At 61.0% G+C, this 23,012-nt stretch carries 25 protein-coding genes and 1 tRNA gene; 8 read left to right on the top strand and 18 right to left on the bottom strand.

The features are described from left to right. Positions 1-191 precede the first annotated feature (191 nt). From tsaD to ACQRD3_RS11365, 5 genes are all read right to left on the bottom strand, one after another. Positions 192-1,202, bottom strand: coding sequence for a tRNA (adenosine(37)-N6)-threonylcarbamoyltransferase complex transferase subunit TsaD (gene tsaD, locus ACQRD3_RS11385; RefSeq protein ID WP_427781449.1), 1,011 nt, complete (start codon positions 1,200-1,202; stop codon positions 192-194). Beyond that, positions 1,199-1,786, bottom strand: a complete 588-nt coding sequence (locus ACQRD3_RS11380; RefSeq protein ID WP_080908004.1) for a GNAT family N-acetyltransferase — start codon at positions 1,784-1,786, stop codon at positions 1,199-1,201. Before ACQRD3_RS11380 ends, tsaD begins: the two co-directional genes overlap by 4 nt. Then, complete coding sequence (gene rimI / locus ACQRD3_RS11375; RefSeq protein WP_143476677.1) at positions 1,779-2,246, bottom strand: ribosomal protein S18-alanine N-acetyltransferase; 468 nt, start codon at positions 2,244-2,246, stop codon at positions 1,779-1,781. The genes ACQRD3_RS11380 and rimI overlap by 8 nt, the downstream gene beginning before the upstream one ends. Continuing rightward, the gene (gene polA / locus ACQRD3_RS11370) at positions 2,243-4,975 is read right to left on the bottom strand and encodes a DNA polymerase I (RefSeq protein ID WP_427781448.1); all 2,733 of its coding nucleotides are present in this window, start codon (positions 4,973-4,975) and stop codon (positions 2,243-2,245) included. The genes rimI and polA overlap by 4 nt, the downstream gene beginning before the upstream one ends. A 90-nt stretch (positions 4,976-5,065) precedes the next feature. Beyond that, positions 5,066-6,394, bottom strand: coding sequence for an MATE family efflux transporter (locus tag ACQRD3_RS11365; protein WP_427781457.1), 1,329 nt, complete (start codon positions 6,392-6,394; stop codon positions 5,066-5,068). Positions 6,395-6,555: 161 nt separating this feature from the next. Between ACQRD3_RS11365 and ACQRD3_RS11360 the strand changes: the two genes are divergently transcribed. Then, the gene (locus ACQRD3_RS11360) at positions 6,556-7,689 is read left to right on the top strand and encodes a M20 family metallopeptidase (protein ID WP_427781447.1); all 1,134 of its coding nucleotides are present in this window, start codon (positions 6,556-6,558) and stop codon (positions 7,687-7,689) included. 66 nt (positions 7,690-7,755) lie between these two features. On the opposite strand, the gene ACQRD3_RS11355 is transcribed toward ACQRD3_RS11360, so the two are convergent. The 11 genes from ACQRD3_RS11355 to proC form a co-directional block, all read right to left on the bottom strand. Then, a complete protein-coding gene (locus ACQRD3_RS11355) occupies positions 7,756-8,517 on the bottom strand; it encodes a MerR family transcriptional regulator (protein WP_080908001.1) in 762 nt (253 codons plus the stop codon). A 129-nt stretch (positions 8,518-8,646) separates the two neighbouring features. Continuing rightward, positions 8,647-9,003, bottom strand: a complete 357-nt coding sequence (rplT, locus tag ACQRD3_RS11350; RefSeq protein WP_080908000.1) for a 50S ribosomal protein L20 — start codon at positions 9,001-9,003, stop codon at positions 8,647-8,649. Between the two features lie 38 nt (positions 9,004-9,041). Then, complete coding sequence (rpmI, locus tag ACQRD3_RS11345) at positions 9,042-9,245, bottom strand: 50S ribosomal protein L35 (RefSeq protein ID WP_080907999.1); 204 nt, start codon at positions 9,243-9,245, stop codon at positions 9,042-9,044. Between the two features lie 33 nt (positions 9,246-9,278). Beyond that, complete coding sequence (gene infC / locus ACQRD3_RS11340; protein ID WP_198933343.1) at positions 9,279-9,833, bottom strand: translation initiation factor IF-3; 555 nt, start codon at positions 9,831-9,833, stop codon at positions 9,279-9,281. A 198-nt stretch (positions 9,834-10,031) separates the two neighbouring features. Further along, on the bottom strand, positions 10,032-11,384 hold the full coding sequence (locus tag ACQRD3_RS11335) for an 8-oxoguanine deaminase (protein WP_080907998.1): 1,353 nt from the start codon (positions 11,382-11,384) through the stop codon (positions 10,032-10,034). A gap of 108 nt (positions 11,385-11,492) precedes the next feature. Then, positions 11,493-14,012 carry a heavy metal translocating P-type ATPase gene (locus ACQRD3_RS11330; protein ID WP_427781446.1) on the bottom strand — a complete coding sequence of 840 codons (2,520 nt, stop codon included), beginning with the start codon at positions 14,010-14,012 and terminating at the stop codon, positions 11,493-11,495. 26 nt (positions 14,013-14,038) lie between these two features. Then, the gene (locus tag ACQRD3_RS11325; protein ID WP_080907996.1) at positions 14,039-14,302 is read right to left on the bottom strand and encodes a metal-sensing transcriptional repressor; all 264 of its coding nucleotides are present in this window, start codon (positions 14,300-14,302) and stop codon (positions 14,039-14,041) included. Between the two features lie 152 nt (positions 14,303-14,454). Next, the gene (locus ACQRD3_RS11320; RefSeq protein WP_427781456.1) at positions 14,455-15,384 is read right to left on the bottom strand and encodes an ABC transporter permease; all 930 of its coding nucleotides are present in this window, start codon (positions 15,382-15,384) and stop codon (positions 14,455-14,457) included. 35 nt (positions 15,385-15,419) lie between these two features. Continuing rightward, positions 15,420-16,556 (bottom strand): ABC transporter permease, encoded by a 1,137-nt coding sequence (locus ACQRD3_RS11315; protein ID WP_427781445.1) that lies wholly within the window; start codon positions 16,554-16,556, stop codon positions 15,420-15,422. A gap of 61 nt (positions 16,557-16,617) precedes the next feature. Next, a complete protein-coding gene (locus ACQRD3_RS11310) occupies positions 16,618-18,147 on the bottom strand; it encodes an ABC transporter ATP-binding protein (protein ID WP_427781444.1) in 1,530 nt (509 codons plus the stop codon). Positions 18,148-18,317: 170 nt separating this feature from the next. Then, positions 18,318-19,112 carry a pyrroline-5-carboxylate reductase gene (gene proC / locus ACQRD3_RS11305; RefSeq protein ID WP_427781455.1) on the bottom strand — a complete coding sequence of 265 codons (795 nt, stop codon included), beginning with the start codon at positions 19,110-19,112 and terminating at the stop codon, positions 18,318-18,320. A 159-nt stretch (positions 19,113-19,271) separates the two neighbouring features. Between proC and ACQRD3_RS11300 the strand changes: the two genes are divergently transcribed. Next, a complete protein-coding gene (locus tag ACQRD3_RS11300) occupies positions 19,272-19,727 on the top strand; it encodes a superoxide dismutase family protein (protein ID WP_143476676.1) in 456 nt (151 codons plus the stop codon). A gap of 65 nt (positions 19,728-19,792) precedes the next feature. Here ACQRD3_RS11300 and ACQRD3_RS11295 read toward each other — a convergent pair whose 3' ends face one another. Beyond that, positions 19,793-19,999 (bottom strand): hypothetical protein, encoded by a 207-nt coding sequence (locus ACQRD3_RS11295; protein WP_080907992.1) that lies wholly within the window; start codon positions 19,997-19,999, stop codon positions 19,793-19,795. Further along, the gene (locus ACQRD3_RS11290; RefSeq protein WP_143476675.1) at positions 19,983-20,285 is read right to left on the bottom strand and encodes a hypothetical protein; all 303 of its coding nucleotides are present in this window, start codon (positions 20,283-20,285) and stop codon (positions 19,983-19,985) included. Before ACQRD3_RS11290 ends, ACQRD3_RS11295 begins: the two co-directional genes overlap by 17 nt. A 32-nt stretch (positions 20,286-20,317) precedes the next feature. On the opposite strand from ACQRD3_RS11290, the gene ACQRD3_RS11285 reads away from it, so the two are divergent. From ACQRD3_RS11285 to ACQRD3_RS11260, 6 genes are all read left to right on the top strand, one after another. After that, entirely contained in the window at positions 20,318-20,755 is a 438-nt protein-coding gene (locus ACQRD3_RS11285; RefSeq protein ID WP_427781443.1) for a response regulator transcription factor, read from the top strand. Between the two features lie 115 nt (positions 20,756-20,870). Then, positions 20,871-21,542, top strand: a complete 672-nt coding sequence (locus tag ACQRD3_RS11280; protein ID WP_427781442.1) for a hypothetical protein — start codon at positions 20,871-20,873, stop codon at positions 21,540-21,542. After that, the gene (locus ACQRD3_RS11275) at positions 21,511-21,873 is read left to right on the top strand and encodes a sensor histidine kinase (protein ID WP_427781441.1); all 363 of its coding nucleotides are present in this window, start codon (positions 21,511-21,513) and stop codon (positions 21,871-21,873) included. Before ACQRD3_RS11280 ends, ACQRD3_RS11275 begins: the two co-directional genes overlap by 32 nt. Before the next feature lie 59 nt (positions 21,874-21,932). Then, a tRNA-Leu gene (locus tag ACQRD3_RS11270) sits at positions 21,933-22,019 on the top strand. Between the two features lie 240 nt (positions 22,020-22,259). Beyond that, positions 22,260-22,703 carry a DUF6883 domain-containing protein gene (locus ACQRD3_RS11265; RefSeq protein WP_427781440.1) on the top strand — a complete coding sequence of 148 codons (444 nt, stop codon included), beginning with the start codon at positions 22,260-22,262 and terminating at the stop codon, positions 22,701-22,703. Position 22,704: 1 nt separating this feature from the next. Beyond that, positions 22,705-23,001 carry a hypothetical protein gene (locus ACQRD3_RS11260; RefSeq protein ID WP_080907989.1) on the top strand — a complete coding sequence of 99 codons (297 nt, stop codon included), beginning with the start codon at positions 22,705-22,707 and terminating at the stop codon, positions 22,999-23,001. Positions 23,002-23,012 lie beyond the last annotated feature (11 nt).

Below are 23,012 nucleotides of genomic sequence, written 5' to 3'. Positions count from 1 at the left end.
ACTCTGTGACTCCCACCCCGGAGCAATGAACTCCCCCAAATATGGTTTCCAATATAGCACCAAACTAATTTTTAGTCAATGAGAAAAAAGTTTTTTATACATAAAATTTAAACTTCTGAGTTTCCCTTCCTAAAATACAAAAAAGCAAGCCGCACAGACGCTTAAAGCGCCTGCGCAGCCTGCTTTTTCTCTCAGCCCAGCCCAAGATCCCGGGTGGCGTAGGCATTCAGATCGCTGCCTGCCCTGCGGCCCGCCAGATATTCATAGTAGCCCTGGCTTCCGATCATGGCCCCGTTGTCCCCGCAGAGGGACAGGGGGGGCAAAAACAGCTTGTCCCCCGACTTCCGGCAGGCCTTTTCCAGGTCGCCCCGGATGCGGGAATTGGCCCCCACGCCCCCCGCCACGGCCACCTTGCCGTAGCCCTTCTGACGGGCGGCCTCCATGACCCGGGGCACCAGGATGTCGCTGACGGCGGCGGAAAAAGAGGCGGCCAGACCGGGGTAATCCAGTTCCTCCCCCTTCTGCCGGGCGTTGTGGGCCAGGTTGAGTACCGCCGTTTTCAGCCCTGAGAAGGACATGTCCAGGAGATGGCCCTCCACGTAGGAGCGGGGCAGCGGGTAGCGCTTGTCGTCCCCCCCCCGGGCCAGACGGTCCATGGGGCCGCCGCCGGGATAACCGATGCCCAGCACCCGGGCGGCCTTGTCGAAGCACTCCCCCGCCGCGTCGTCCCGGGTGGCTCCCATGACCTCCATGTCGGTGTAATCCCGCACGTCGGCGATGAGGGTGTTGCCCCCCGAGACACAGAGACAGACAAAGGGCGGCTCCAGATCCGGGTGGGCCAGATAGTTGGCGGCGATATGGCCCCGGATGTGATGGACGGGGATGAGCGGCACCTCCAGCGCCAGGGCGGCCGACTTGGCGAAGTTGACCCCCACCAGCACCGCCCCAATGAGTCCGGGCGCGTAGCTCACCGCGATGGCGTCGATGCCGGCGCGGGTCAGTCCCGCGTCGGACAGCGCCCGGTCCGCCAGGCCGACAATGGCCTCCACGTGTTTGCGGGAGGCGATCTCTGGCACCACGCCGCCGTACAGGGCGTGCATGTCCACCTGAGAGGCAATGGCGTCGGAGAGGATGGTCCGTCCATCCCGCACCACTGCCGCCGCCGTCTCGTCGCAGGTGGACTCAAAGGCCAGGATATTCATTTCTCCATCGCCTCCGGGATAAACACGTTGTTCTCGTAAATTTGGGGGTCGGGGAAGGCGCTGTGGTAGAGCTTCCGGTGAGTGTCCAGCAGCGCGTCGTTGGAGATGTCCGGGCCGTAGGCCAGGACGATGTAAGGGACGCCGAATACCTTTGTGTAATAGTTGATCTTCCGAAACCCCGCCCGGTCATAGAAGCCCAGCCGTCTGCGGCGCAAGGCGTCCACTTCCTCGTCGCCGGTATTGGGGATCTCCACCTCGCCGAACACGCCTCGGCCGCCTTGGCAGAACCGGTCCAGCATCTGCCGCAGCAGGGCGCTGCCTGTGCCCTGATTGCGCCCCTCGGGCAGGACGGCGAAGTAGTCCAGCATCACATAGGGATCCTCCCCTGCCTTCCAGTAGAGGGCATAGGCCAGCAGCTCTCCCTCCTGAAAGAGGCCGTAGGGCTCGTAGTCGCCCTGTCCCATGAGCGTCAGCAGCCGGGACAGGGGCTTGAGCTCGTCGGGGGGAAAATCCCGTTTCATATGGGTCTTGTATAGCTCCTTCAGCTCCTCCTCAGTGAGGGGCCGAAACTGCGTGTCAGACATTTGCTTCCTCCTGCTCCCCAAACTCCAGCGTCATGATGATGGCGTCCTCTTTGGGGTTTTCGTAGTAGTCCTTCCGGCGGCCCACCTGGGCGAAGCCGTGCTTGTAGTATAGCTGGATGGCCGGCTCGTTGGTCAGGCGCACCTCCAGGGTGAGCAGGGCCAGCTTGGCCCGGCCGAAACGGACGAACACATCCAGTAGGGCGTCCGCGATCCCCTGCCCCCGGTAGTCGGGCCGGACGGCGATGTTGTCGATATAGCCCTCGTCCAGCACCACATGGAGCCCGGCGTAGCCCAGCACCGCCCCGTCGGCCCGCTGGGCCACGATGAAGGAGGCCATGGGGTTGAAGAGCTCCTCCTCCAGCATGGCCTCAGTCCAGGGGGTAGAGAAGCATTCCCTCTCCACGCTGGCGATCTCTTTGATATGAGAGCGGTCCATGGGGACCAGTTTATAATTTTTCATTCCTTCGCCTCTCCCCAGCTCTTCCCGGCGGCGGAATCCGCCCGCATGGGGACGGCGTAGTCCACCGCATCCTCCATCTCCCGAGTGAGCACTTCTTTGACTTGTTCCGTCTCCTCCTCCGGGCACTCCACGATCAGCTCATCGTGGACCTGGAGGATAAGTTTGGCCTTCAGGCCCTCGGCCTTGAGGGCCTTCCAGACCCGGATCATGGCCAGCTTGATGACGTCGGCGGCGGTGCCCTGGATAGGCATATTGAGGGCCACCCGCTCGCCGAAGGAGCGCAGGTTGAAGTTGGCCGACTTCAGTTCAGGCAGCCACCGGCGGCGGCCCATGAGGGTGGCCACCCAACCCTGCTCCTTGGCCTCGGCCACCACCCGGTCCATATAGGCCCGCACTCCCCGGAAGGTGGCGAAGTAACGGTCCATATACTCCCGGGCCTCGGCCCGGCTCACGCCGATGTCCTGGGCCAGGGAGAAATCGGAGATGCCGTAGACGATGCCGAAGTTAACGGCCTTGGCCCGGCGGCGCATCTCGTGGGAGACCTCCTCCGGCGGCACGCCGAAGACCTGGGCGGCGGTGGCGGTGTGGATGTCCGCACCGCTGCGGAAAGCCTCCTGCATGGCCTTGTCGCCCGCGATATGAGCCAGCAGCCGCAGCTCGATCTGGGAGTAGTCTGCGTCCACCAGCATACAGCCGGGGGCGGATACGAACATGTTCCGCAGCTGGGCCCCCAGTTCGGTGCGGACGGGGATGTTTTGAAGGTTGGGTTCGGTGGAGGAAAGCCGCCCGGTGGCGGTGACCGTATTCTGGAAAGAGGTGTGGATGCGCCCGTCGGGGGCGATAACCTTGGTCAGCCCGTCCACATAGGTGGATTTGAGCTTGGCGTACTGCCGGTATTCCAGAATGGCGTCGATGACGGGGTGCTTTCCCCGGAGCTTCTCCAGCACCTCTGCGTTGGTGGAATAGCCCGTCTTGGTCTTTTTCACCGGGGGCAGGCCCAGCTTGTCAAAGAGGATGTGTCCCATCTGCTGGGTCGAATTGATGTTGAAGGTCTCCCCCGCCAGGTCGTAGATGGCGGTCTCGTCCTCCCTCAGCCGGGTCTCCAGCATCTCCCCAAACCGGGCCAGGGCCTTCCGGTCCACCAGGACACCGGTGCGCTCCATCTCGGCCAGCACCGGGCAGAGGGGCAGCTCGATATCATAATAGACCTGATGGAGCCCCAGCTCCTCCAGCCGCCGGGAGAGTTCTCCATACAGGGCCTCCACCAAAGCGGTGTGGCTCAGAAAGGCCCCTATGGGCCCGGACACGGCAGCGGCGGCCGCCTCCCGGTCCTCCGTCCCGGCATAGGGATCCTTCCCCGCCGTCTGTGCGTCCTCCGGCGCCAGCAGTGGGCTGAAGGCCCCGGGGGCGCGGTAGACCTGGGGTTTGGCGGTCTCGAAATTGAAGTAGGATACGCTCAGCTTATCCAGCTCATAGCTGCCGTCGGTGGGCGCCAGCAGATAGGCCGCCAGCTCGGTGTCGAAGACAAATCCCTCAAGGGACAGCCCCTCGGCCAGCAGCTCTCCCATCAGATCCTTTGCCCTGTGGGTGACCTTGCGGATATCCGGGGCAAAGATCCCCCGGAGAAAGTCGTTGTAGCAGTCCAGACGGTCAGGAAAGCAGAGCGCGGCTCTGCCGCAGTGCGCATCCCCCCACTCCACGCACACGCCCGACAACTCCGGGAGGGTCAGCAGGGAAACGTGATCCCGCTGTCGCCACAGCGCCAGCAGCTCCTCCATCCGCGCCCGGTCGGAGACCACCTCGCTCTCGCAGGCGCCCGTCTGCGTCTGGCCCTCCCCCGCTTCTCCCGCTGAGCCGGAAGTCAGCCCCAGTTTTTCGATGAGCTTGGCAAACTCCAGCCGGAGAAACAGCTCATAGGCGGCGGAGCGGTCGGGTTCCCGCCGGAGGGCATTCTCCGGGGCAAAGGCCAGCGGCGCGTCCCGGCGGATGGTGGCCAGATTGTAAGACAATTCCGCCTGCTCACGGCCCTCGTCCAGCTTTTTCAGCGCACCGGGCTTGACCCCCTCCAGATCGGGGAGCTTTTCATAGATGCACGCCACCGTGTTGAAGCGCCGGATGAGATCCATGGCGGTCTTTTCCCCGATGCCCCTCACCCCGGGAATGTTGTCCGAGGCATCCCCCATGAGGGCCTTGAGGTCGATGATATGGATGGGATCAAAGCCGTACTCGGCCCGGAACGCGTCGGGCGTCATATTTTTGGTGGTGGTCTGCCCCATGCGGGTGGTCACCAGCTTGACGGTGACACGGTCGGTGATGAGCTGGAGGGAATCCTTGTCTCCCGTCACCACCACCGTGTCCCAGCCCGCCGCCGTGTCCTTTTCGGCGATGGTGCCGATGAGGTCGTCGGCCTCCCACCCCTCCAGCTCATAGCGGGGGATGTTCAGCGCGTCCAGCACCTCTTTCAGGAGGGGCACCTGCTTTACCAGATCCTCCGGCATGGGCTTGCGTTGGGCTTTGTAGCCCTCGTAGGCCAGATGCCGGAAGGTGGGAGCCCTCAGGTCGAAGGCGACGCACAGGGCGTCCGGTCCCTCCTCATCCAGCAGCTTGAGCAAAATATTGAGAAAGCCGTATACGGCGTTGGTGGGGAGCCCGTCCCGGGTGGAAAGGGGCCGCACACCGTAGAAGGCGCGGTTGATGATGGAATTGCCGTCGATGACCATGAGCTTCATTGCCAAGTGCCTCCTGACTGTTTGGGTGAAAAGCCGTAACTTACAGTATACCAGTTTTCCCCTCTCCGGGCAAGGTCAAACCACACACTGTCACGTGCCGTCCGGTTTGTGCCCCAGAGGCAGATAAACCGTCAGCCACATGGTGATAAAGCAGGCCAGACCGCCCACCACGTTGGAGATGGGTTCGGCCCAGAACACCCCGTCCACGCCCCAGCCCAGGGCAGGCAGCAGCAGCGTCAGGGGCGCCACGATAAACGCCTTGCGGAAGAGGGAGAAAAACACCGCGCTCTTCGACCGGTTCAGCGCCACCGAAACCGACTGGCCGATGAACTGGAAGGCCATGCAGAAAAAGGCGGCAAAGTAAATGCGGAAGGCAGGCACACCCGCGGAGAGCAGTTCCGCCTCGCTGTTGAAGATATGGATGAACATCGCCGGAAACGCCATGATCACCACCCAGATCGCCGCGGTATAACCCATGGTGGCGGCGGTGGTGAAGCGGATGCCCTCCCGCACCCGCCGGTACTGTCCCGCGCCGTAGTTATAGCCCAGCACAGGCTGGCAGCCGTTGGTGATTCCGGCGGCCGGCATGGTGGCCATCTCCCGCACCGAGTTCACCACTGTCATCACGCCCACATAGAGGTCTCCCCCCACCCGTTGGAGGGTGGCGTTGCACAGGATCTGCACCAGGGAGTTGGTAAGGGCCATCACAAAGCCGGAGGAGCCCAGACCCAGAATGCGGCGCACCCGCTCCCATCGGAGCTTCAAAGCCGTCCGGCGCAGCCGGAGGATGGCCTTGGGACCGGTGAGGAACCCCAGCACCCACACCGCCGAGCAGGCCTGGGAGATCACAGTGGCCAGAGCGGCCCCCCGGACCCCCATCCCAAAGCCGAAGATAAAAATAGGATCCAGCACCAAATTCACCGCCGCACCCAGCGCCACTGTCATCATCCCCGTCCGACCGAAGCCCTGGGCGTTGACAAAGGGGTTCATCCCCAGTCCGATCATGACGAAAAGCGTGCCGCAGAGGTAAATGGTGAGATAGTCGTCCGCATAGGGAAATGTGGCGTCGCTGGCGCCGAAGAGGTAGAGAATGGGCCGTTTCAGCAGAAGGCAAATCGCAGTCAGTCCGACTCCAAACAGGATCAAAAGCGTAAAGGAATTTCCCATTACACTCTCCGCTTCCTCATTCTCTCCCTTCCCCCGGCAGATGGAACACAGGGGCGCACCTCCCATCCCGCACAGGTTGGCAAACCCGATAAGAATGGAGATGACGGGCAGGCAGAGCCCCAGTCCGGTGATGGACAGACGGCCTACCCCTTCCAGATGCCCCAGGTAGACCCGGTCCACGATATTGTAGAGGATGTTGATGAGTTGGGCCGCCGTCATGGGCAGGGCCATGGTCAAAATGTTCCGGGACATGGTTCCCCGGGAAAAGTCGTTTTGCGCCACATCCTTGCCCCCTCTTGTATTTTTTTCGTCAAAGTATTATGATATTATATATGATTTTGGGCAAGGGGACAAGCCCCGGAAAGGAAGTAACCATGTCTTTTCTTGCGGAGGCAAAAACGCTTTACAGTGACATGAAAACCCTGAAAGATGATCTCCACCGCCACCCGGAGTCCAGTTTTCAGGAGGTCCGCACCACAGCCCGTCTGAAGGAGCTGCTGGCCCCTCTGGGTGTGGAGTTTATTGATCTGGGGATGGAGACTGGCGTAGTTGGCCTCCTCCGGGGCGGGAAGCCGGGGCGGACGGTGGCGCTCCGGGCAGACATCGATGCACTGGAACAGCAGGAGCCGGGGGGCGGGGCCGTGGTCTCGGAGATTCCCAACCGGATGCACGGCTGCGGCCACGACTTCCATACCGCCGCTCTCTATGGCGCCGCCGCACTTCTCTCCGCACACCGCGCCGAGCTGGCCGGAAACGTGGTTTTTCTCTTCCAGCCGGCTGAGGAGTTCACCCAGGGGGCAGCGGCCATGATCCGCCACGGGCTCTGGGAAAAGCTGCCCTGTAAACCGGATTGCCTGTTCGGCCTGCACAATCGTCCGGAGGTTCCCTGCGGGCAGATCGCCCTTCTCCCCGGCCCCATTATGGCAGGCAAATCCAACTATATTGTGGTTTTCCACGGCAGGACGGGCCACGGCGGCTCTCCCCACAAATGCATTGACGTGCTGGTTCCGGCCGCGGCCTTCATCCAGGGGGTTCAGTCCGTGGTCAGCCGCAACGCCGACCCTCTGGAGGGTCTGGTGTGCGCCGTCTGCTCCATCCACGGCGGGTCTCCCGAGAATTTTGCCCCCGATGAGGTCACCATGACCGGAAGCATCCGCGCCCTGTCCGAGGAGGTCAAGGCCATGGCGGAGCGCCGGGTGGAGGAGCTGGCCCGGCAGATCGCCGCCGCCTACGGCTGCACCGCCGATTTTACCCTGATCCCCGAAGTCCCCGTGACCTGGAACGGCCCGGAGATGACCGCTCTTGCCCGCAGGGCGGCGGAGGCCGTGGTGGGGCCGGAGAACATCGTGCAGCCCAAGCCTGCCATGGGCTCCGAGGACTTCGCCGTGTTCGGCCGGGACGTGCCCGCCTTCTTCTACTGGCTTGGCTCCGGCTACCCCGGACGGGAAATGCCCTGCTGGCACAGCAGCCAGTTCACCACCGACGACGACGCCCTCCCTATCGCCGCCGCTCTGCTCGCTCAATCGGCACTGGAAGGTCTCGAATAACTATAAATCAATTTTACTTTACAGAAAAGAGATGGACTGCCATGCGGCAGTCCATCTCTTTTTCGCCTAGCGTCCGGTATAGATTTTCACTGCGTCCCGAAGGAACACGGCGCAGCCTGGGACTTCTCCGTCGTAGTAGTCAGTGAAGCGCTGGTCCGCGGGATAGAGCTCCGCGATTCCGGCGTGGCGGGCAGGGTCGTACTTCTGTCCGCCGAAGCACAGCCACCGGGCATGAAGGGCGGCAATTCGCTGTCCCTCCGCCCCGGCAGGATCCTCCCCCGACCGAACGGCGTCAGTAAGGGCATCGTTGATCTCCGCCCCCAGAGCCTCCCAGGCGCGGTGCTCCTCCTGATCCATGGACAGGAACGCCGAGTTGGAGGCATTGACCGCGGCGTCTCCATAGCACCCCCGCGCTTCTTTGCCGTAGCGGATCTCATTAGCCTCCACGGCTTTTTTTTGAAAGGCCCGGAACTTCTCTTTGTCTTGCATCATGATCTCTCCTTTCGCTTCCTGCAACGTCTGCTGCACCGTCAGGATAAGATCGTCCAGCCTGGATCTGCGGTCACTCAACGCCCTCAGGTGCTCCTCCAGCGCCGCCTGTCGGTCAAAATTTGGGTCATCCAGAATGGCGCCGATCTCGGCCAGCGGCACCTCCAGTTCCCGGTAGAAGAGGATCTGCTGCAGCCGATCCACCTCCGCCGGACCGTAGAGCCGATACCCCGCCTGGGTGAGGCGGCCCGGCTTCAAAAGGCCCAGCCGGTCGTACCACCGCAGGGTGCGTGGGGTCACCCCGGACAGCTCAGCCAGTGCTTTTACCGTGTATTCCATGGTGCATCCCTCCTGACAGATTGAGCATACTCCCTGACGCTGCGGCAAGGTCAAGGACTTTTGAAGTTTTCCCAGAAAATAAAAAGCGGCGAGATATGAAATCATATCTCACCGCTTGGGTGGAAGGACTCAGGCCCGGGCCTGCTTGGCCAGCTCGGTGAGCTGGGTAAAGGCGGCCTTGTCGTTGACGGCCATCTCAGCCAGCATCTTGCGGTTAATGGTCACATTGGCCTTCTTCAGGCCGTTGACGAAGGTGGAGTAATTCATGCCGTTCATCTTGCAGGCGGCGGAGATCCGGGTGATCCACAGGGAGCGGAAGTCGCGCTTCTTCAGCCGACGGCCGATGTAGGCATACTTCAGGGACTTCATGACCTGCTCGTTGGCCATCTTGAAGTGCTTGGACTTGGCGCCCCAGTAGCCCTTCGCCAGCTTCAGGACCTTATTTCTTCTCTTGCGCGTCATCATTGCGCCTTTAACTCTAGCCATGGTATTTGAAACCTCCTATATTTGAGTAAAAAGTCAAATTATTTGTAAGGGATCATACGCTTGACGGTGGCCGCGTTGGTCACGTCAGCGTAAGCGCCCTTGCGGAGGCCTCTCTTCCGCTTGGTGTCCTTGCCGTGTCCATTGAGCAGATGGGACTTATAGGCGTGGGCCCGCTTGACCTTGCCGGTCTTGGTCAGGTTAAATCTCTTCTTCGCCCCGGTGTGGGTCTTCAGTTTAGGCATGGTGAATTCTCCTTTATCGTAAAATCGACTTGCTTACTTTTTGGACTCCTTGGAGACCTTGGCGGACAGAAAGATGGACATATGCCGTCCGTCCAGCTTGGGCTCCTTGTCCATGTTGGCCACTTCGGCACACTGCTCGGCAAACTTCAGCAGCAGGTCACGGCCGATCTCAGTATGGGCCATCTCACGGCCCCGGAAGCGCACGGTGACCTTCACCCGGTCCCCCTCGGCGAGGAACTTCTGGGCGTTGCGCAGTTTGACATTGAAGTCGTTGACGTCGATGCTGGGAGACATCCGGACTTCTTTGACCTCCACCACATGCTGGTTCTTCTTTGCCTCTTTTTCCCGCTTTGTCTGCTCAAACTTAAACTTTCCGTAGTCCATGAGCTTGCAGACCGGCGGTACGGCGTTCGGTGAAATCTTCACCAGGTCCATTCCGGCCTCTTCGGCTTTCTCCAGGGCCTCCCGGGCAGACAGGATACCCAGCTGCTCGCCGTCGGCGGAAACCAGGCGCACTTCCTTATCCCGGATCTCTTCATTGATCTGATGACCTTTGTTACTGCTGATAGTAAAAGCACCTCCATTCAACACGCACAAAAAACACGGAGCCTGAGCGGCTCCGTGCAACAAGACAAACCATCGCCGGATATTCCGGCGAGAGATACCATGTTGACCCCTTCGACTCTGGCCGAGAGGTGAGGACGAAACCGTTCCTTCTTTATTGTGCTCTGATATTATACCAGTCTTTCCGGTCTCTGTCAAGACTTTTTTAAAAGAACGAATACTTTACCGGCGCAGGTATTTCCGGCAAACCTGGTTGGCCCGGGCCGCCGTCTCCCTCTCGTCCAGAGTCACCAGCTCCCCGTTCTGCACCACGGGGACGCCGTTGATGATGGTGTAATCCACCGGTCCTTTGAAGCCCACGGTGCCCAGCAGGGACATGGGGTCGAACTGGGCCCCCGCCAGCTCGGGGCGGGTCAGGCGGATGAGGAACAGGTCGGCGGCCATTCCGGGGGCCAGCGCGCCGATGTCGATGCGTCCCAGCAGCCGGGCAGAGCCCCGGGTGGCCAGCTTCAGAATGTCGTAACCCGTAGGGGCGGCGGCGCTGGCATGGAGCCGGTGGAGCAGATAGCATACCCGCAGCTCCTCCAGCAGGTTGGAGCCGTCGTTGGAGGCCGCGCCGTCCACCGCCAGGCCCACGTTGACCCCCAGCCGCAGCATCTCGGGCAGGCGGCACACGCCGGAGGCCAGCTTCATGTTGGAGATGGGGCAGTGAGCTACGCCGGTGCCGGTCTCGGCCAGCAGGCGCAGCTCGTCGTCGTTGAACCAGATGCCGTGGGCATACCACACGTCCGGGCCGGTCCAGCCCACCGAATGCATGTACTCCAGCGGCCGCAGGCCGAATTTTTGCAGGGTGAAATCCTCCTCGTCCCGGGTCTCGGCCACATGGGTGTGCAGCCGCACACCCAGGGACCGGGCCAGCTTGGCGCTCTCCCGCAGGAGGTCAGTGGACACCGAGAAGGGCGAGCAGGGGGCCAGCGCCACCTGGTGCATGGAGAACCGGCTGTCGTCATGCCACACCCGGACCAGCCGCTCGGAATCGGCCATGATCGCGTCGATGGTCTGCACCACGCTGTCAGGGGGCAGTCCTCCGTCCTTTTTGGACAGATCCATGGACCCCCGGGAGGCCACAAACCGCATCCCCACCTGCTCCGCGGCCCGGAACTCGGCGGCGATCAGATCCCCGCCGTACTTGGGAAAGACATAGTGGTGGTCAAAACAGGTGGTAGTGCCCGTTTTGGCAAGCTCCGCCAGCCCGGAGAGCGCAGCGCAGGTCTCCACTTCCTCGTCCAGGTTCTTCCAGACCTCATAGAGGGTCACCAGCCAGGGAAACAGCTCCATCCGCTGGACCTCCGGGAGGTTGCGGGAGAAAATCTGATAAAGGTGGTGGTGGGTGTTGATGAGCCCCGGGTAGACCGCCATATCCGAAGCGTCGATCACCTGCTCGGCCTGTCGGGCCTCGGGGCCGATATACTCCACGGCGTTGTCCCGGATGAACAGATTGCACCGCTCATAGAGGGTGTCCCTGTCGTCGCAGGAGACGATGTAGCGGGCGTTTTTAATCAGCAGCGTGGACATGTCGAGGCCTCCCTCCCTGTTTGGCTCCAGTCTACCATAACCGAAGGAAAAATACAACGGGGACGGCGAGGGGGCCGGGCAAAATTGCCCGGCCCCCTCCAGTGCGTCTTATCGAATATCGGTGACCGTATACCCCGCGTTGGCCACAGCCTGCTTGAGCGCCTCGTCGGTGGCGTCCCCGGTGACGGTGGCGGTCTTGGTCTCCAGATCCACTGTGGCGGTGACTCCGTCCAGCTTGGTGAGGGCCTCGGTGACGTGGGCCACGCAGTGCTGGCACATCATGCCCTCGATGATGAGTTTCTTTTCCATGGTATGATTCGCTCCTTCTTTTTTATTTGGATCTTCCGGCGCCGCAGATTCCGCATGCCGGGGCTTGAACAGCTTCAGCCGCAGGGCGTTGGACACCACGCACACCGAGCTCAGGGACATGGCCGCCGCGGCGATCATGGGCGAGAGCTGGAGGTGGAAAATCGGGTAAAACACCCCGGCGGCCAGAGGGATGCAGACGGCATTGTAGAAAAATGCCCAGAAGAGGTTTTCTTTGATGTTGCGCAGGGTGGCCCGGGAGAGCTCGATGGCGGTGACCGCGTCCATGAGGTCACTCTTCATGAGCACCACGTCGGCCGACTCGATGGCCACGTCGGTGCCCGCGCCGATGGCCAGCCCCACATCGGACCGTGCCAAGGCGGGGGCGTCGTTGATGCCGTCGCCGATCATGGCCACCTTCCGCCCCTCGGCCTGGAGCTCCGCGATGATCTTCTCCTTGTCCTGGGGCAGCACTTCCGCCACGACATCTGTCAAGTCAAGTTCCTTTGCAATGGCCTGTGCGGTGCGGCGATTGTCCCCGGTGAGCAGCACCACGTCCAGACCCAGCCTTCGCAGGGCGGCAATGGCGGCGGCGCTGGTGGGCTTCACCGTATCGGCCACCGCCACCAGCCCCATCAGCCTGCCGTCCTCGGCAAAGTAGAGCGGCGTCTTACCCGCGCCCGCCAGATCCTCGGGGGCGCGCCCGGCGGCGGTCAGATCCACCCCGTGCTCCTCCATCATGGCCCGGTTGCCTGCCAGGAAATCGGCCCCCTGAATGGTCGCCGACACGCCCCGGCCATGGACAGCCCGGAAGCGCTCGGCGGGGACCAGCGGGATGCCCCGCGCCTCCGCCTCGGCCACCACCGCCTGGGCCAGGGGATGCTCCGAGGGCTTTTCCAGGGAGGCAGCCACGCAGAGAAGTTCCTCCTCGGTGGTCTCCCCCACCGGGCGCAGGTCAGTGACCACGGGCTTGCCCTGGGTGACGGTGCCCGTCTTGTCCAGCACCACGGTCTGGATGGCCCGCAGGCCCTCCAACGCCTCGGCGGACTTGAAGAGGATTCCGTTCTCCGCGCCTTTTCCAGTGCCCACCATGATGGCCACCGGCGTGGCCAGACCCAGGGCGCAGGGGCAGGAGATCACAAGCACGGCCACGCCGGCGGTGAGCGCCCGGCTCAGATCCCGGGCGGCGAAAAACCAGACTGCGGCGGTGAGCAGGGCGATAGCGATGACCACCGGCACAAAGATTCCGGCCACCTTGTCGGCCAGCTTGGCAATGGGCGCTTTGGAGGAGGCCGCCTCGTCCACCAGGGCGATCATCTGGGCCAGGGTGGTGTCGTCCCCCACCCGGGTGGCCCGGAAGGTAACGGAGCCCGACTGATTGATGGCCGCCGCCGTCACCCGGTCCCCGGGGCCCTTGTCCACGGGGATGGACTCCCCGGTGAGGGCGGACTCATCCACCGAGGTGCTGCCCTCCACGATCTCCCCGTCCACCGGGATGGCCTGTCCGGGGCGCACCACCAGAAGGTCGCCCACCGCCACCTCCTCCACCGGGATCACGGTCTCTTTTCCGTCCCGGAGGACGGAGGCCGTCTTGGGAGCCAGATCCATGAGCCGGGAGATGGCCTCCCCCGTCTTGCCCTTGGAGCGGGTCTCCAGAAATTTGCCCAGGGTGATGAGGGTCAGGATCATTCCGGCGGATTCAAAGTAGAGGTCCATAGACCACCGCTCCACCCGGGCCGCGTCCCCGTGGCCCAGTCCCCAGCCGATCTGGTAGAGGGCCGCCGCACCGTAAATGACGGCGGCCGCCGAGCCCAGGGCGATAAGGGAATCCATGTTGGGGGCGCGGTGGGCTAAAGTCTTGAAACCCACCTTATAATATTTGTCGTTGACGTACAGGATGGGCAGCAGAAGCAGGAACTGGGTCAGGGCGAAGGTCAGAGCGTTTGCCCGCCCGTGCAGAAAGCCGGGGATGGGCCAGCCCATCATATGGCCCATGGAGAGATAAAAGAGGGGGATCAAAAACCCGAAGGAGATCACCAGCCGCCGCTTCATCCCCCGGAGCTCCTCCTCCATGGAGGGCGCCCCCGTCCCGGACCGCTCCTTCCCCGCCTTGCCCGGGAGGAGCGCGCCGTAGCCGGAACGGGTCACCGCGGCAATAATGGAGTCCGGATTCTGGGCAGCGGGATCGTAATCCACCTGCATGGAGCCCCCCAGCAGATTCACATTCACGCCGGAGACCCCTTCCAGCGCGGACACTGCCTTCTCCACATGGGCGGAACAGGCGGAACAGGTCATTCCGGTCACCGTAAATTTTTGTCTCATGGAATTTCCTCACGCTCTCTTTGAAATCACTTCAATATCTTGTCCAAAGTGGACACCAATTCCTCCACCTTTTCCTCCCGGTCCTCGGCGGTAGCGGCCTGTTGGACGCACCCCCGGAGATGGGCGGCCAAAATCTCCCGGTTCACCCGGTTGAGCATGGCCTCGGCCGCCATCACCTGCTGGGAGATGTCGATGCAGTAGCGGTCCTCCTCCACCATTTTCAAGATTCCGTCCAGTTGGCCCCGGGCGGTCTTGAGCAGCCGGAGCACCTTGGTCCTGTCTGCCATCAAAGCCGCGCACTCCCCTTTCCAAATCGCTATAAATACCCCCCTGGGGTGTAGTGTTATCATAGTACGTCAATAGGCTTTTGTCAAGCGGTTTTCCGAAAACCCGCGAAAAAACGACGGACAGCTTTTTGCTGTCCGCCGTTGAAGATCGATATTCAGCGCTCGCCCTTGTCGTAGGGGATGCCCTCCGCCCGGGGAGCCTGGGAGTTGCGGGCCGTGAAGGCAAGCACCACCAGCGTGGCGATATAGGGGATCATCTTGTAGATGTCGCTGGGGATATTCAGGGCCACCAGCCCGGGGATCACGGAATAGGTGGCGGCGATGGTTTTCATCAGGCCGAAGAACAGCGCCGCAAAGAGGATGCGTCCCGGTTTCCACTGGCCGAAGATGAGCACCGCCAGGGCCAGGAAGCCGTAACCGGAGACGGTGGCGTTGAAGTTGGTGGAGGTGGGGATGACGAACACCAGTCCGCCGATGCCCGCCAGCGCGCCCGAGATCAGGGTTCCGGCATAACGCATCCGGTAGACGTTGATGCCCACCGAGTCGGCCGCCTGGGGGTGCTCACCGCAGGCCCGCAGCCGCAGGCCGAAGCGGGTCTTGTAGAGGACCACGGCGGCGACCGCCAGAATGAGGAAGCCGATGTAGGTGGTGAGGTAGCACTTCTGGAAGAACATGGGGCCGATGACGGGGATGTCCCCCAGCACGGGCACCTTGTCGATGGCAAAGTGGTTGGCGAAGGGCACCTGCTGCACCCCCAGCACCAGCCGAGCCACGAAGATGGAGATGGCGGGGGCAAAGACGTTGATGGCGGTGCCGGAAATGGTCTGGTCGGCCTTCATGTTGATGGAGGCATAGGCGTGGACCAGGCTGACCATCACGCCGGTGACCGCCGAGACCAGAAGAGCCAGCAGCAGCATTCCCTGCTCCGAAGCGGCCTCCGGGTTCTGGAAGAGGTGGAGGAACATGATCCCGGTGAACGCGCCGATGATCATGGTGCCGTCCAGAGCGATGTTGACGATGCCGGAGCGCTCTGCGAACAGGCCGCCCAGGGCCACAATGAGCAAAGGCACGGAAAAGCTCATCATCTGCTGGACGATAAAGATCACAAGGTTCAGTCCGCTCACTGCGTCTCGCCTCCTTTCTCGGTCTGCGCCGCGGCCCGCCGCTTCTCCACCTGGCGGTGGCGGAACTTCTCAATGGTCTGGCTGAAGAAGAGGGCGAAGGCGGCAAAGTAGATGATGACGGAGGAGATGATGTCCACGATCTGTGTGGGGAAGCCGAACGTCTGCATGGACAGGCCGCCCTGCGTCAGATAGGCCATGAAAGTACCGGTAAAAATGATGGCAATGGGGTTGGACATACCCAGCAGGGCCACGGGGATGCCGTTGAAGCCCTCGGCGGCCAGCACGTCCAGCACGGGGATGCCGGAACCCGCGCCCGAGAGATAGTAGAGGGCTCCGCCGATCCCGGCCAGTCCGCCGGCAAAAACCATGGCCAGCAGGATATTCTTCTTGTCGCTGATGCCGGCGTACTTGGCCGCGTCCCGGTTGTAGCCGCAGGCTTTCAGCTCAAAGCCCAGTCTGGTCTTTTCCAGGATGACCCACACCGCCACGCCCAGCACCACGGCCACCAGGAAGCCCGCGTTGGCGCTGGAGGGCGCGCCTCCGTCCACGAAGAGCTTGTCAAAGCCCAGCTTGGGCAGTACGGCGGAGGCGGCGGGCTGGAGGGACTGGTTCTTGGCCCGGTCAAAAATGAATTTGCGCACCAGGAGGTTTGCCGTAGACATGCCGATGTAGTTCATCATGATGCAGGCGATGACCTCGTTGATATTGCAGTAGGCCTTCAAAAGGCCGGGCACGCAGCCCCACAGCGCGCCCGTCAGGGCGGCGGCCAGAATGGCGGCCAGGCACTGGAGTCCGGCGGGCAGGAAGGTGCACTTCACCCCCACCAGGACCGCCGCGAAAGCTCCCATGATATACTGGCCGGAGGCCCCGATATTAAAGAGTCCGGTCTTTTTGGCAAAGCCCACGGACAGGCCGGTCATGACGATGGGGGTGGCGTAGTAGAGCACCTGCCCCATGTTCTTCCGGTTGGCCACGCCGCCGGTGGCGATGGCCCAGAAGCCGGGCAGCGCCTTGGCGGGATTGGAGATAAGCAGAATGATCAGCCCCACCAGCATACCGATGAGGATGGCGAGCACAGAGGCCAGGGCGTTGCGGAAGCCCTGCCGGTCCAGCAGATTTCCGTTGGTTTTCACGCCGCGTCCCCCCCCTTCCCGCCGTGGGACTGGAGCATGTTTGCAAACCGCTTTCTCATGTTCAGCCCACCGCCTTTCTCTTGGAGCCCGCCATGTAAAGTCCCAGCTCCTGCACCGTGACCGCCCGGGGGTCCAGCTCGGCCACGATCTCGCCCTCGTAGATGACCAGAATGCGGTCGGACAGATTCATCACCTCGTCCAGCTCCAGAGAGACCAGCAGGATGCCCTTGCCGTTGTCCCGCTCCGCCACCAGCTGGTGGTGGATGTACTCGATGGCGCCCACATCCAGGCCCCGGGTGGGCTGCACGGCGATGAGCAGGTCGGGGTCCCGGTCGATCTCCCGGGCCACAATGGCCTTCTGCTGGTTGCCGCCGGACATGGAGCGGGCGATGGTCCTGCCCCCCTGCCCGGAGCGAATGTCATACTTCTCGATGAGCTTGTCTCCGTACTGAAAGATCTTGTCGTAGCGCAAAAAGCCGCCGGAGCAGTACGCCGGCTCAAAATAGCTCTGGAGCACCAGATTGTAGGCCAGGGGGTAGTCCAGCACCAGACCGTGCTTGTGCCGATCCTCGGGGATATGGCCCAGGCCGTGGGTGTTCTTGTAGCGGATGGAGGCGCGGGTCACGTCCTCCCCCTTGAGCTTCACACTGCCGGAGTCCGGCTTCATAAGCCCTGTGATGGCCTGGACCAGTTCGGTCTGGCCGTTGCCGTCGATGCCCGCCACACAGACGATCTCCCCCCGGCGCACCTTCAGGGAGACATTGTTGACCACTTTTTTCCCGTGCTCCTTGTTGACCACGGTGAGGCCCTCGGTCTCAAAGACCACGTCGGTGGGATGGGCGGGACCCTTGTCTACCTTGAGCTCCACCTTCCGGCCCACCATCATCTCGCTCATCTCTTCCTTGGTCACACCGGAGACCGAGATGGTGCCGATGTACTTGCCCTTGCGCAGCACGGTGCAGCGGTCGGCCACCTCCTTGATCTCATTGAGCTTGTGGGTGATGAAGAGGATGCTCTTGCCCTCGGCGGCCAGATCCTTCATGATCTTCATCAGCTCTTCGATCTCCTGGGGAGTGAGGACGGCGGTGGGCTCGTCAAAGATGAGAATCTCATTGTCCCGGTAGAGCATCTTCAAAATCTCCACCCGCTGCTGCATGCCCACGGTGATATCCTCGATGAGGGCGTCCGGGTCCACCCGCAGGCCGTACTGCTCGGAGAGGGCCATGACCTTTTTCCGGGCCTCGTCCATCTTCAAAAAGCCGTTTTGAGTAGTCTCCATACCCAGAACGATGTTCTGGAGGACGGTGAAATTATGCACCAGCTTGAAATGCTGATGCACCATGCCGATCCCCAGCGCGTTGGCGTCGTTGGGGTCCTTGATCCGGACCTCCTCGCCGTTTTTCCGGATCACACCCTTCTCCGGCTGATAAAGGCCGAACAGAACGCTCATCAGCGTGGATTTTCCCGCTCCGTTCTCGCCCAGCAAAGCGTGGATCTCGCCCCTTTTGAGCTGTAAGGTGATGTCATCATTGGCAATGATACCGGGGAACTCTTTCGTGATATTGCACATCTCGATGATGTACTCACTCATCCAGCGCCACTTCCCTTCTCTAACAGTCTCCCCGCAGGGGAATCAATGCTGTACTATTATAGCGCCCAAAAATGGGTTTTGCAAGAAAAATACTCGAAAAGAATCAGCTTTCCTAAAAGAAATTATGCAAGTTCACCAAATTTTTCCGCAGACTCGATTGTCATGTGCTTCTACTTGCCAAGCTGCCCATTCTTTTTCCAGGCCGCCAGCACCGCGTCGATGGCCGCAGCCCGCAGGCCGTGGCGCTCCAGCTCGGCCACACCGGCGATGGTGGAGCCGCCGGGCGAGCATACGTCGTCCTTGAGCTTGCCGGGATGAGCACCGGTCTCCAGCACCATGGAGGCCGCCCCCAAAGTGGTCTGGGCTGCGTAGCGCAGGGCCTTGTTCCGGGGCAGACCGGCAGCCACGCCGCCGTCGGCCAACGCCTCAATATAGGGGTAGAGGAATGCCGGGCCGCAACCGGCCACGGCGCTGAATGCGTCTATCAGCCCCTCCTCCAGCCGTTCCACCCGTCCGGTGGCCGAGAGGATCATTTCAACATCTGTAAAGTGTTTTTCCCTTGCGGTTTTCCCACCGGACAGGGCCGTCATACCCACTCCGATGGCGCAGGGGGTGTTGGGCATGATGCGTAGAACGGGAACGTCCTCCCCCACCCAGCCCTGCAAATCGTTCAGCAGAACGCCGGCGGCCACCGACACCACCGCCCGGCCAGGCAGCAGGTCGGCCAGCTCCTCCGCTACCCCCCGGATCAGCTTGGGCTTCACGCACAAAAAGACATACTCGGCAGACTCCGCCGCCGCCCGGTTAGAACCGAATGCCTGACAGCCGGTTTCCCTTGCCAGTTCTTCCGCCTTAGAGGGCGTGCGGTTGGACACCGCCACATTCTCCGCGCCCAGCGCCCGGCAGGCCGCTCTGACCAGGGCAGAGCCCATATTTCCCGTTCCGATAAATGCCGCTTTTTTCATTTTCTCACCCCGCTGAAATCTGGGGAGCATCTTGGTCCCGCTGCCCCGCAGCCCTGCTTCCGCGGCTGCCTTTGGGCCATTGTACCACTTTTTCCCGCTTTCGTCCATCGTCACCTTGCATCACTGTCGGGCATAGGCATGGGAAAGGAGGTCTGCGCCATGAACCATTCTGTTTCCCTGCCCCGCCCCGCCGCCCGGGCTCAGCTCCGGGGCGACGAGACCCATCCAAACCTGCGGGGCGAGGTCCTGTTCTGCCCCTACGGGCGCGGGACGCTGATCATTGCCCGGGCGGTAGGACTGCCCATTCCCGGCTTTCTGGGCTTTCATATCCATACCAACGGAAGCTGCGCGGCGGGGGGCGACGTGTCCTTTGCGTCCGCAGGCGGACATTACGATCCCCACAACGTCCCCCATCCCTGGCACAGCGGCGATCTGCCCCCGCTGCTCTCCTCCGGTCAGGGCGCCGCTTTGATGCAGGTGTACACTGACCGGTTCCGCCCGGAAGAAGTGGTGGGACGCTCGGTGGTGATCCACGAACGGCCGGATGATTTTCGCACCCAGCCCTCCGGGGACAGCGGCTCCCGTCTGGCCTGCGGAGTCATCGAAGCGGTTTAAGCGGCGCAAAAGATCCCACACCCCCGGTTATCGGGCCGTGCGGGATCTTTTTTGCGCAAATTTGTTCAGCCTCCGACCGCGATGAGCCGGACCTTGGCGTCTTTGCCCAATGTGCCGCTGTAATAAACAGTCATTGTATCGCTGTACCCCTCGGCCTCGGCCAGGGTGATCCAGCGATTGCTGTCGTCATTGTAGACTTGCAGCCTGAAGGCTATGGGAACCCGCACGCCGTCTGCCGCTACGGCGTCCTCCCCGTCAAAGTCGGCGCACACCGCACAGCAGGGCTGCCGCCGCTGCCAGCGCCACCGTGCGCTTCCGGGTCATCTTCCGTTTTGGAGCCGGAGCGGATGCCTCAGTCTCCGCTGTCGTTTTTTCTGCTACAAGCTCATACTTCTTTGCACTCCCACGTTGGGTTTCCCGCCCAGTATAGTCAGACAAGCTGAAATTGCCCTGAAAGCTTTGGAAAACTTTTGTGAACTCAGCGTAAAAATCACCCGGGAAATCTGTTATACTGAAAAGAAAAACTGTTCCGACAAATTTCAGCTTTCCGGAATACAATGGGAAAACACGCGAGAAAGGCAGAGCCTGTCATGCGGACCCTGATCGTCGAAGATGAAAAGCACCTGGCGGAGGCTCTGTGCCAGATCATGACCGAGCAGCGCTACCAGGCTGATGTGGTCTACGACGGGGCGGACGGCCTGGGCTACGCCCTCACCGAGCAGTACGACGCCGTTATCCCGGATGTGATGCTCCGGCTGGACGCGCGGTGCCTCATCCGGGGCGACGACTCGGTCCGGATGGGCTTCAAGGAATTTGAGGTCCTGCGCCTTCTCATGGCCAACTGCCATGCAGTGGTGCCCAAAGACGATATCATCGCCAAGGTCTGGGAGCTGGAATCCGAGGCCGAGGACAACAACGTGGAAGTCTATATTTCCTTTCTGCGAAAAAAATTGGCTTTCCTGGATTCTGCGATCACCATCGGGACAGCTCGGAAAGTGGACTACTTCCTGGAGGTGCCGACGGTATGATCCGGAAACTTCGGCGAAAATTCATTGCCGCCAACATGCTGCTGGTGACGCTGGTACTGCTCATTGTGTTCGCCGTGTTGGTGGCACTCACTCCCGCCAGCCCGCCGGCCTGAACATGTGGGCCATGCAGATGGCCCTCAAGTGGAGCAAAGGCTACACCCTGCCCCGCTTGGAGATCGGTTCCCGGGAGGAGATGCCTCAGGCCCCCTCCCCGGGGGATGGGAAACGGGACTACACTATGGTGCCCGTCTTCTCCGTCACGCCGGCGGAAGACGGTTCCATCCGCTCCCTCAATCAGGGCAACAACGTTTCAGTGGACGAATCCACCCTGGACAGTGTGGTGGCCGAGGTGCTGACCCTGGCAGGGGACGCCGGGGGGCTGAGCAGCTATGATCTGCGTTATCTCCGGGAGACCGACAGTGCGGGTATCATCCGCATCGCCTTTGCCGACCGGAGGTGGGAGAGCGGTTCCATCGGTCAGCTGATCCTCATCTGCCTGGTGGTTGGACTGCTGGAACTGGCGGGCTTTTTCCTGATCTCTCTTCCCGGCCAACCTCTCCCTGCGCCCGGCGGAAAAGGCCTGGCAGCGGCAGTTCGTGGCCGACGCCTCCCACGAACCCAAGACCCCCATCGCTGTCATTTGGGCCAATACGGGCATTGTTCTGGCACACCGGCCGGACTCGGTGGAGGGTCAGGCCAAGTGGATCACCTACTGGAGTCGGTTGCCTTTGAAAAGGGAGTCTCTCTCCGAACATGTGACCTCCGGACTCACGCTTCTGGGGGATGATGGACAGCTCCGACGGCTGATGGCCATCCTCCTGGACAACGCCATCAAGTATGCCGGGGAACGGGGTGCCGTCACTGTCACCCTGGACCGTCAGGGGGAGAAGCTGCGCCTTTCCGTCCACAGCGCTGGTCCGGCTGTCCCTGCCGGGCATCTCCCCCACCTCTTCGAACGCTTCTATCGGGCCGACGCCGCCCGGGACCGGGATCAGGGCGGCTACGGTCTGTGTCTGGCCATTGCCAGAAGCATTGCGGAAACGCACGGGGGCCGCATCACGGTGGTCAGCACCCCGGAGGCAGGGACCACATTTACCGTGATTCTTCCAAAGAAATGACTTGACAATCTTCCCTTCAGCCGCTATACTATCATAGTGTTCAGTCGATGGGCACAGATGCGGATGTGCTGGAATTGGTAGACTGGCCAGCTTGAGGTGCTGGTGTCCCTATGGACGTGCGGGTTCAAGTCCCGCCATCCGCACCATCGGAGTATCCTTCGGGGTACTCCGATTTTTTATTTTAAAATTGTTCTGTGATAGTTGTACGGAAACGTGCAACTTTTTGCCTATTTCCCCCTATTTATGAAAAATGATTTTCTTATACTTTCAAGGGGGAACAACTGTTGGTACTATAAGCAATGTTTCGGTACAATACAAAAGGGTGCCGAACTACCAAGCTAGGTCAAATAGACACATCATTCAGAAGGCAAAACGCACTGCGAGGAATGCTTGAAGTTGGATGGCTGTTGGTTTCAGAAAGAAAAAGCCCCACCTTGTCCACATCATCCTTATTGCACTGTACATTAGACCCGATTCCTTATACCATCGTTGTCAGCAACGCTTCAACACATAGTGCATACAGCAAATTTGACCCATATTTGTTTAATACCAGAGGTAAACATCCGCACGGGAAAGATAAACTGTTTCATGAATGGGGCTATACAGTTGAGGATGCGCTATGGCTGCAAAAAGAAATAGAACGACAGGCAAGAGAAAAGTATGTATCTGGAAATTATGAATTGGGAAGGTTAAATTTCGCAGGTCAAAGAATAAGCATCAGAATCAAAATTCCGAGAAGAAACGGCGATGGAACAGTATCGTTTATATCAGGTTGGATGGTTGAGCCTGATGGCGGGATACGACTGACAACACCGTACGGAGGTGAATAAAATGCAGATGATGGATTGTGTTGAAGTGATCGTGGAAAAAGAAAAATATGCCCGGGAAGGCGTACACAAAGGAATGCAGGGTTGGATCTGTTATGAACAAAAAGTAGACGGTTATTGGCTGGTCAATTTCCCGCAATACGGCGAGAAAAACAATATTGCAGAGATCGACATCAAGGAAGATGACCTTAAATATCTTCCTAATGGCATGAATGTTAAACGGAATGAGCAAATCAAGGCTCAGTTTGATGCATTAGAAAAAGGACAAAAGGCGGAGGATGTTTCCGATTATATGATATGATTTGATTGGAT

Source organism: Candidatus Pseudoscillospira sp. SGI.172, assembly GCF_050313575.1.
Taxonomy (GTDB): domain Bacteria; phylum Bacillota; class Clostridia; order Oscillospirales; family Oscillospiraceae; genus Vermiculatibacterium.
Note: the sequence above shows the minus strand (reverse complement) of the source record. Positions and strands in the feature narration are given on the sequence as shown.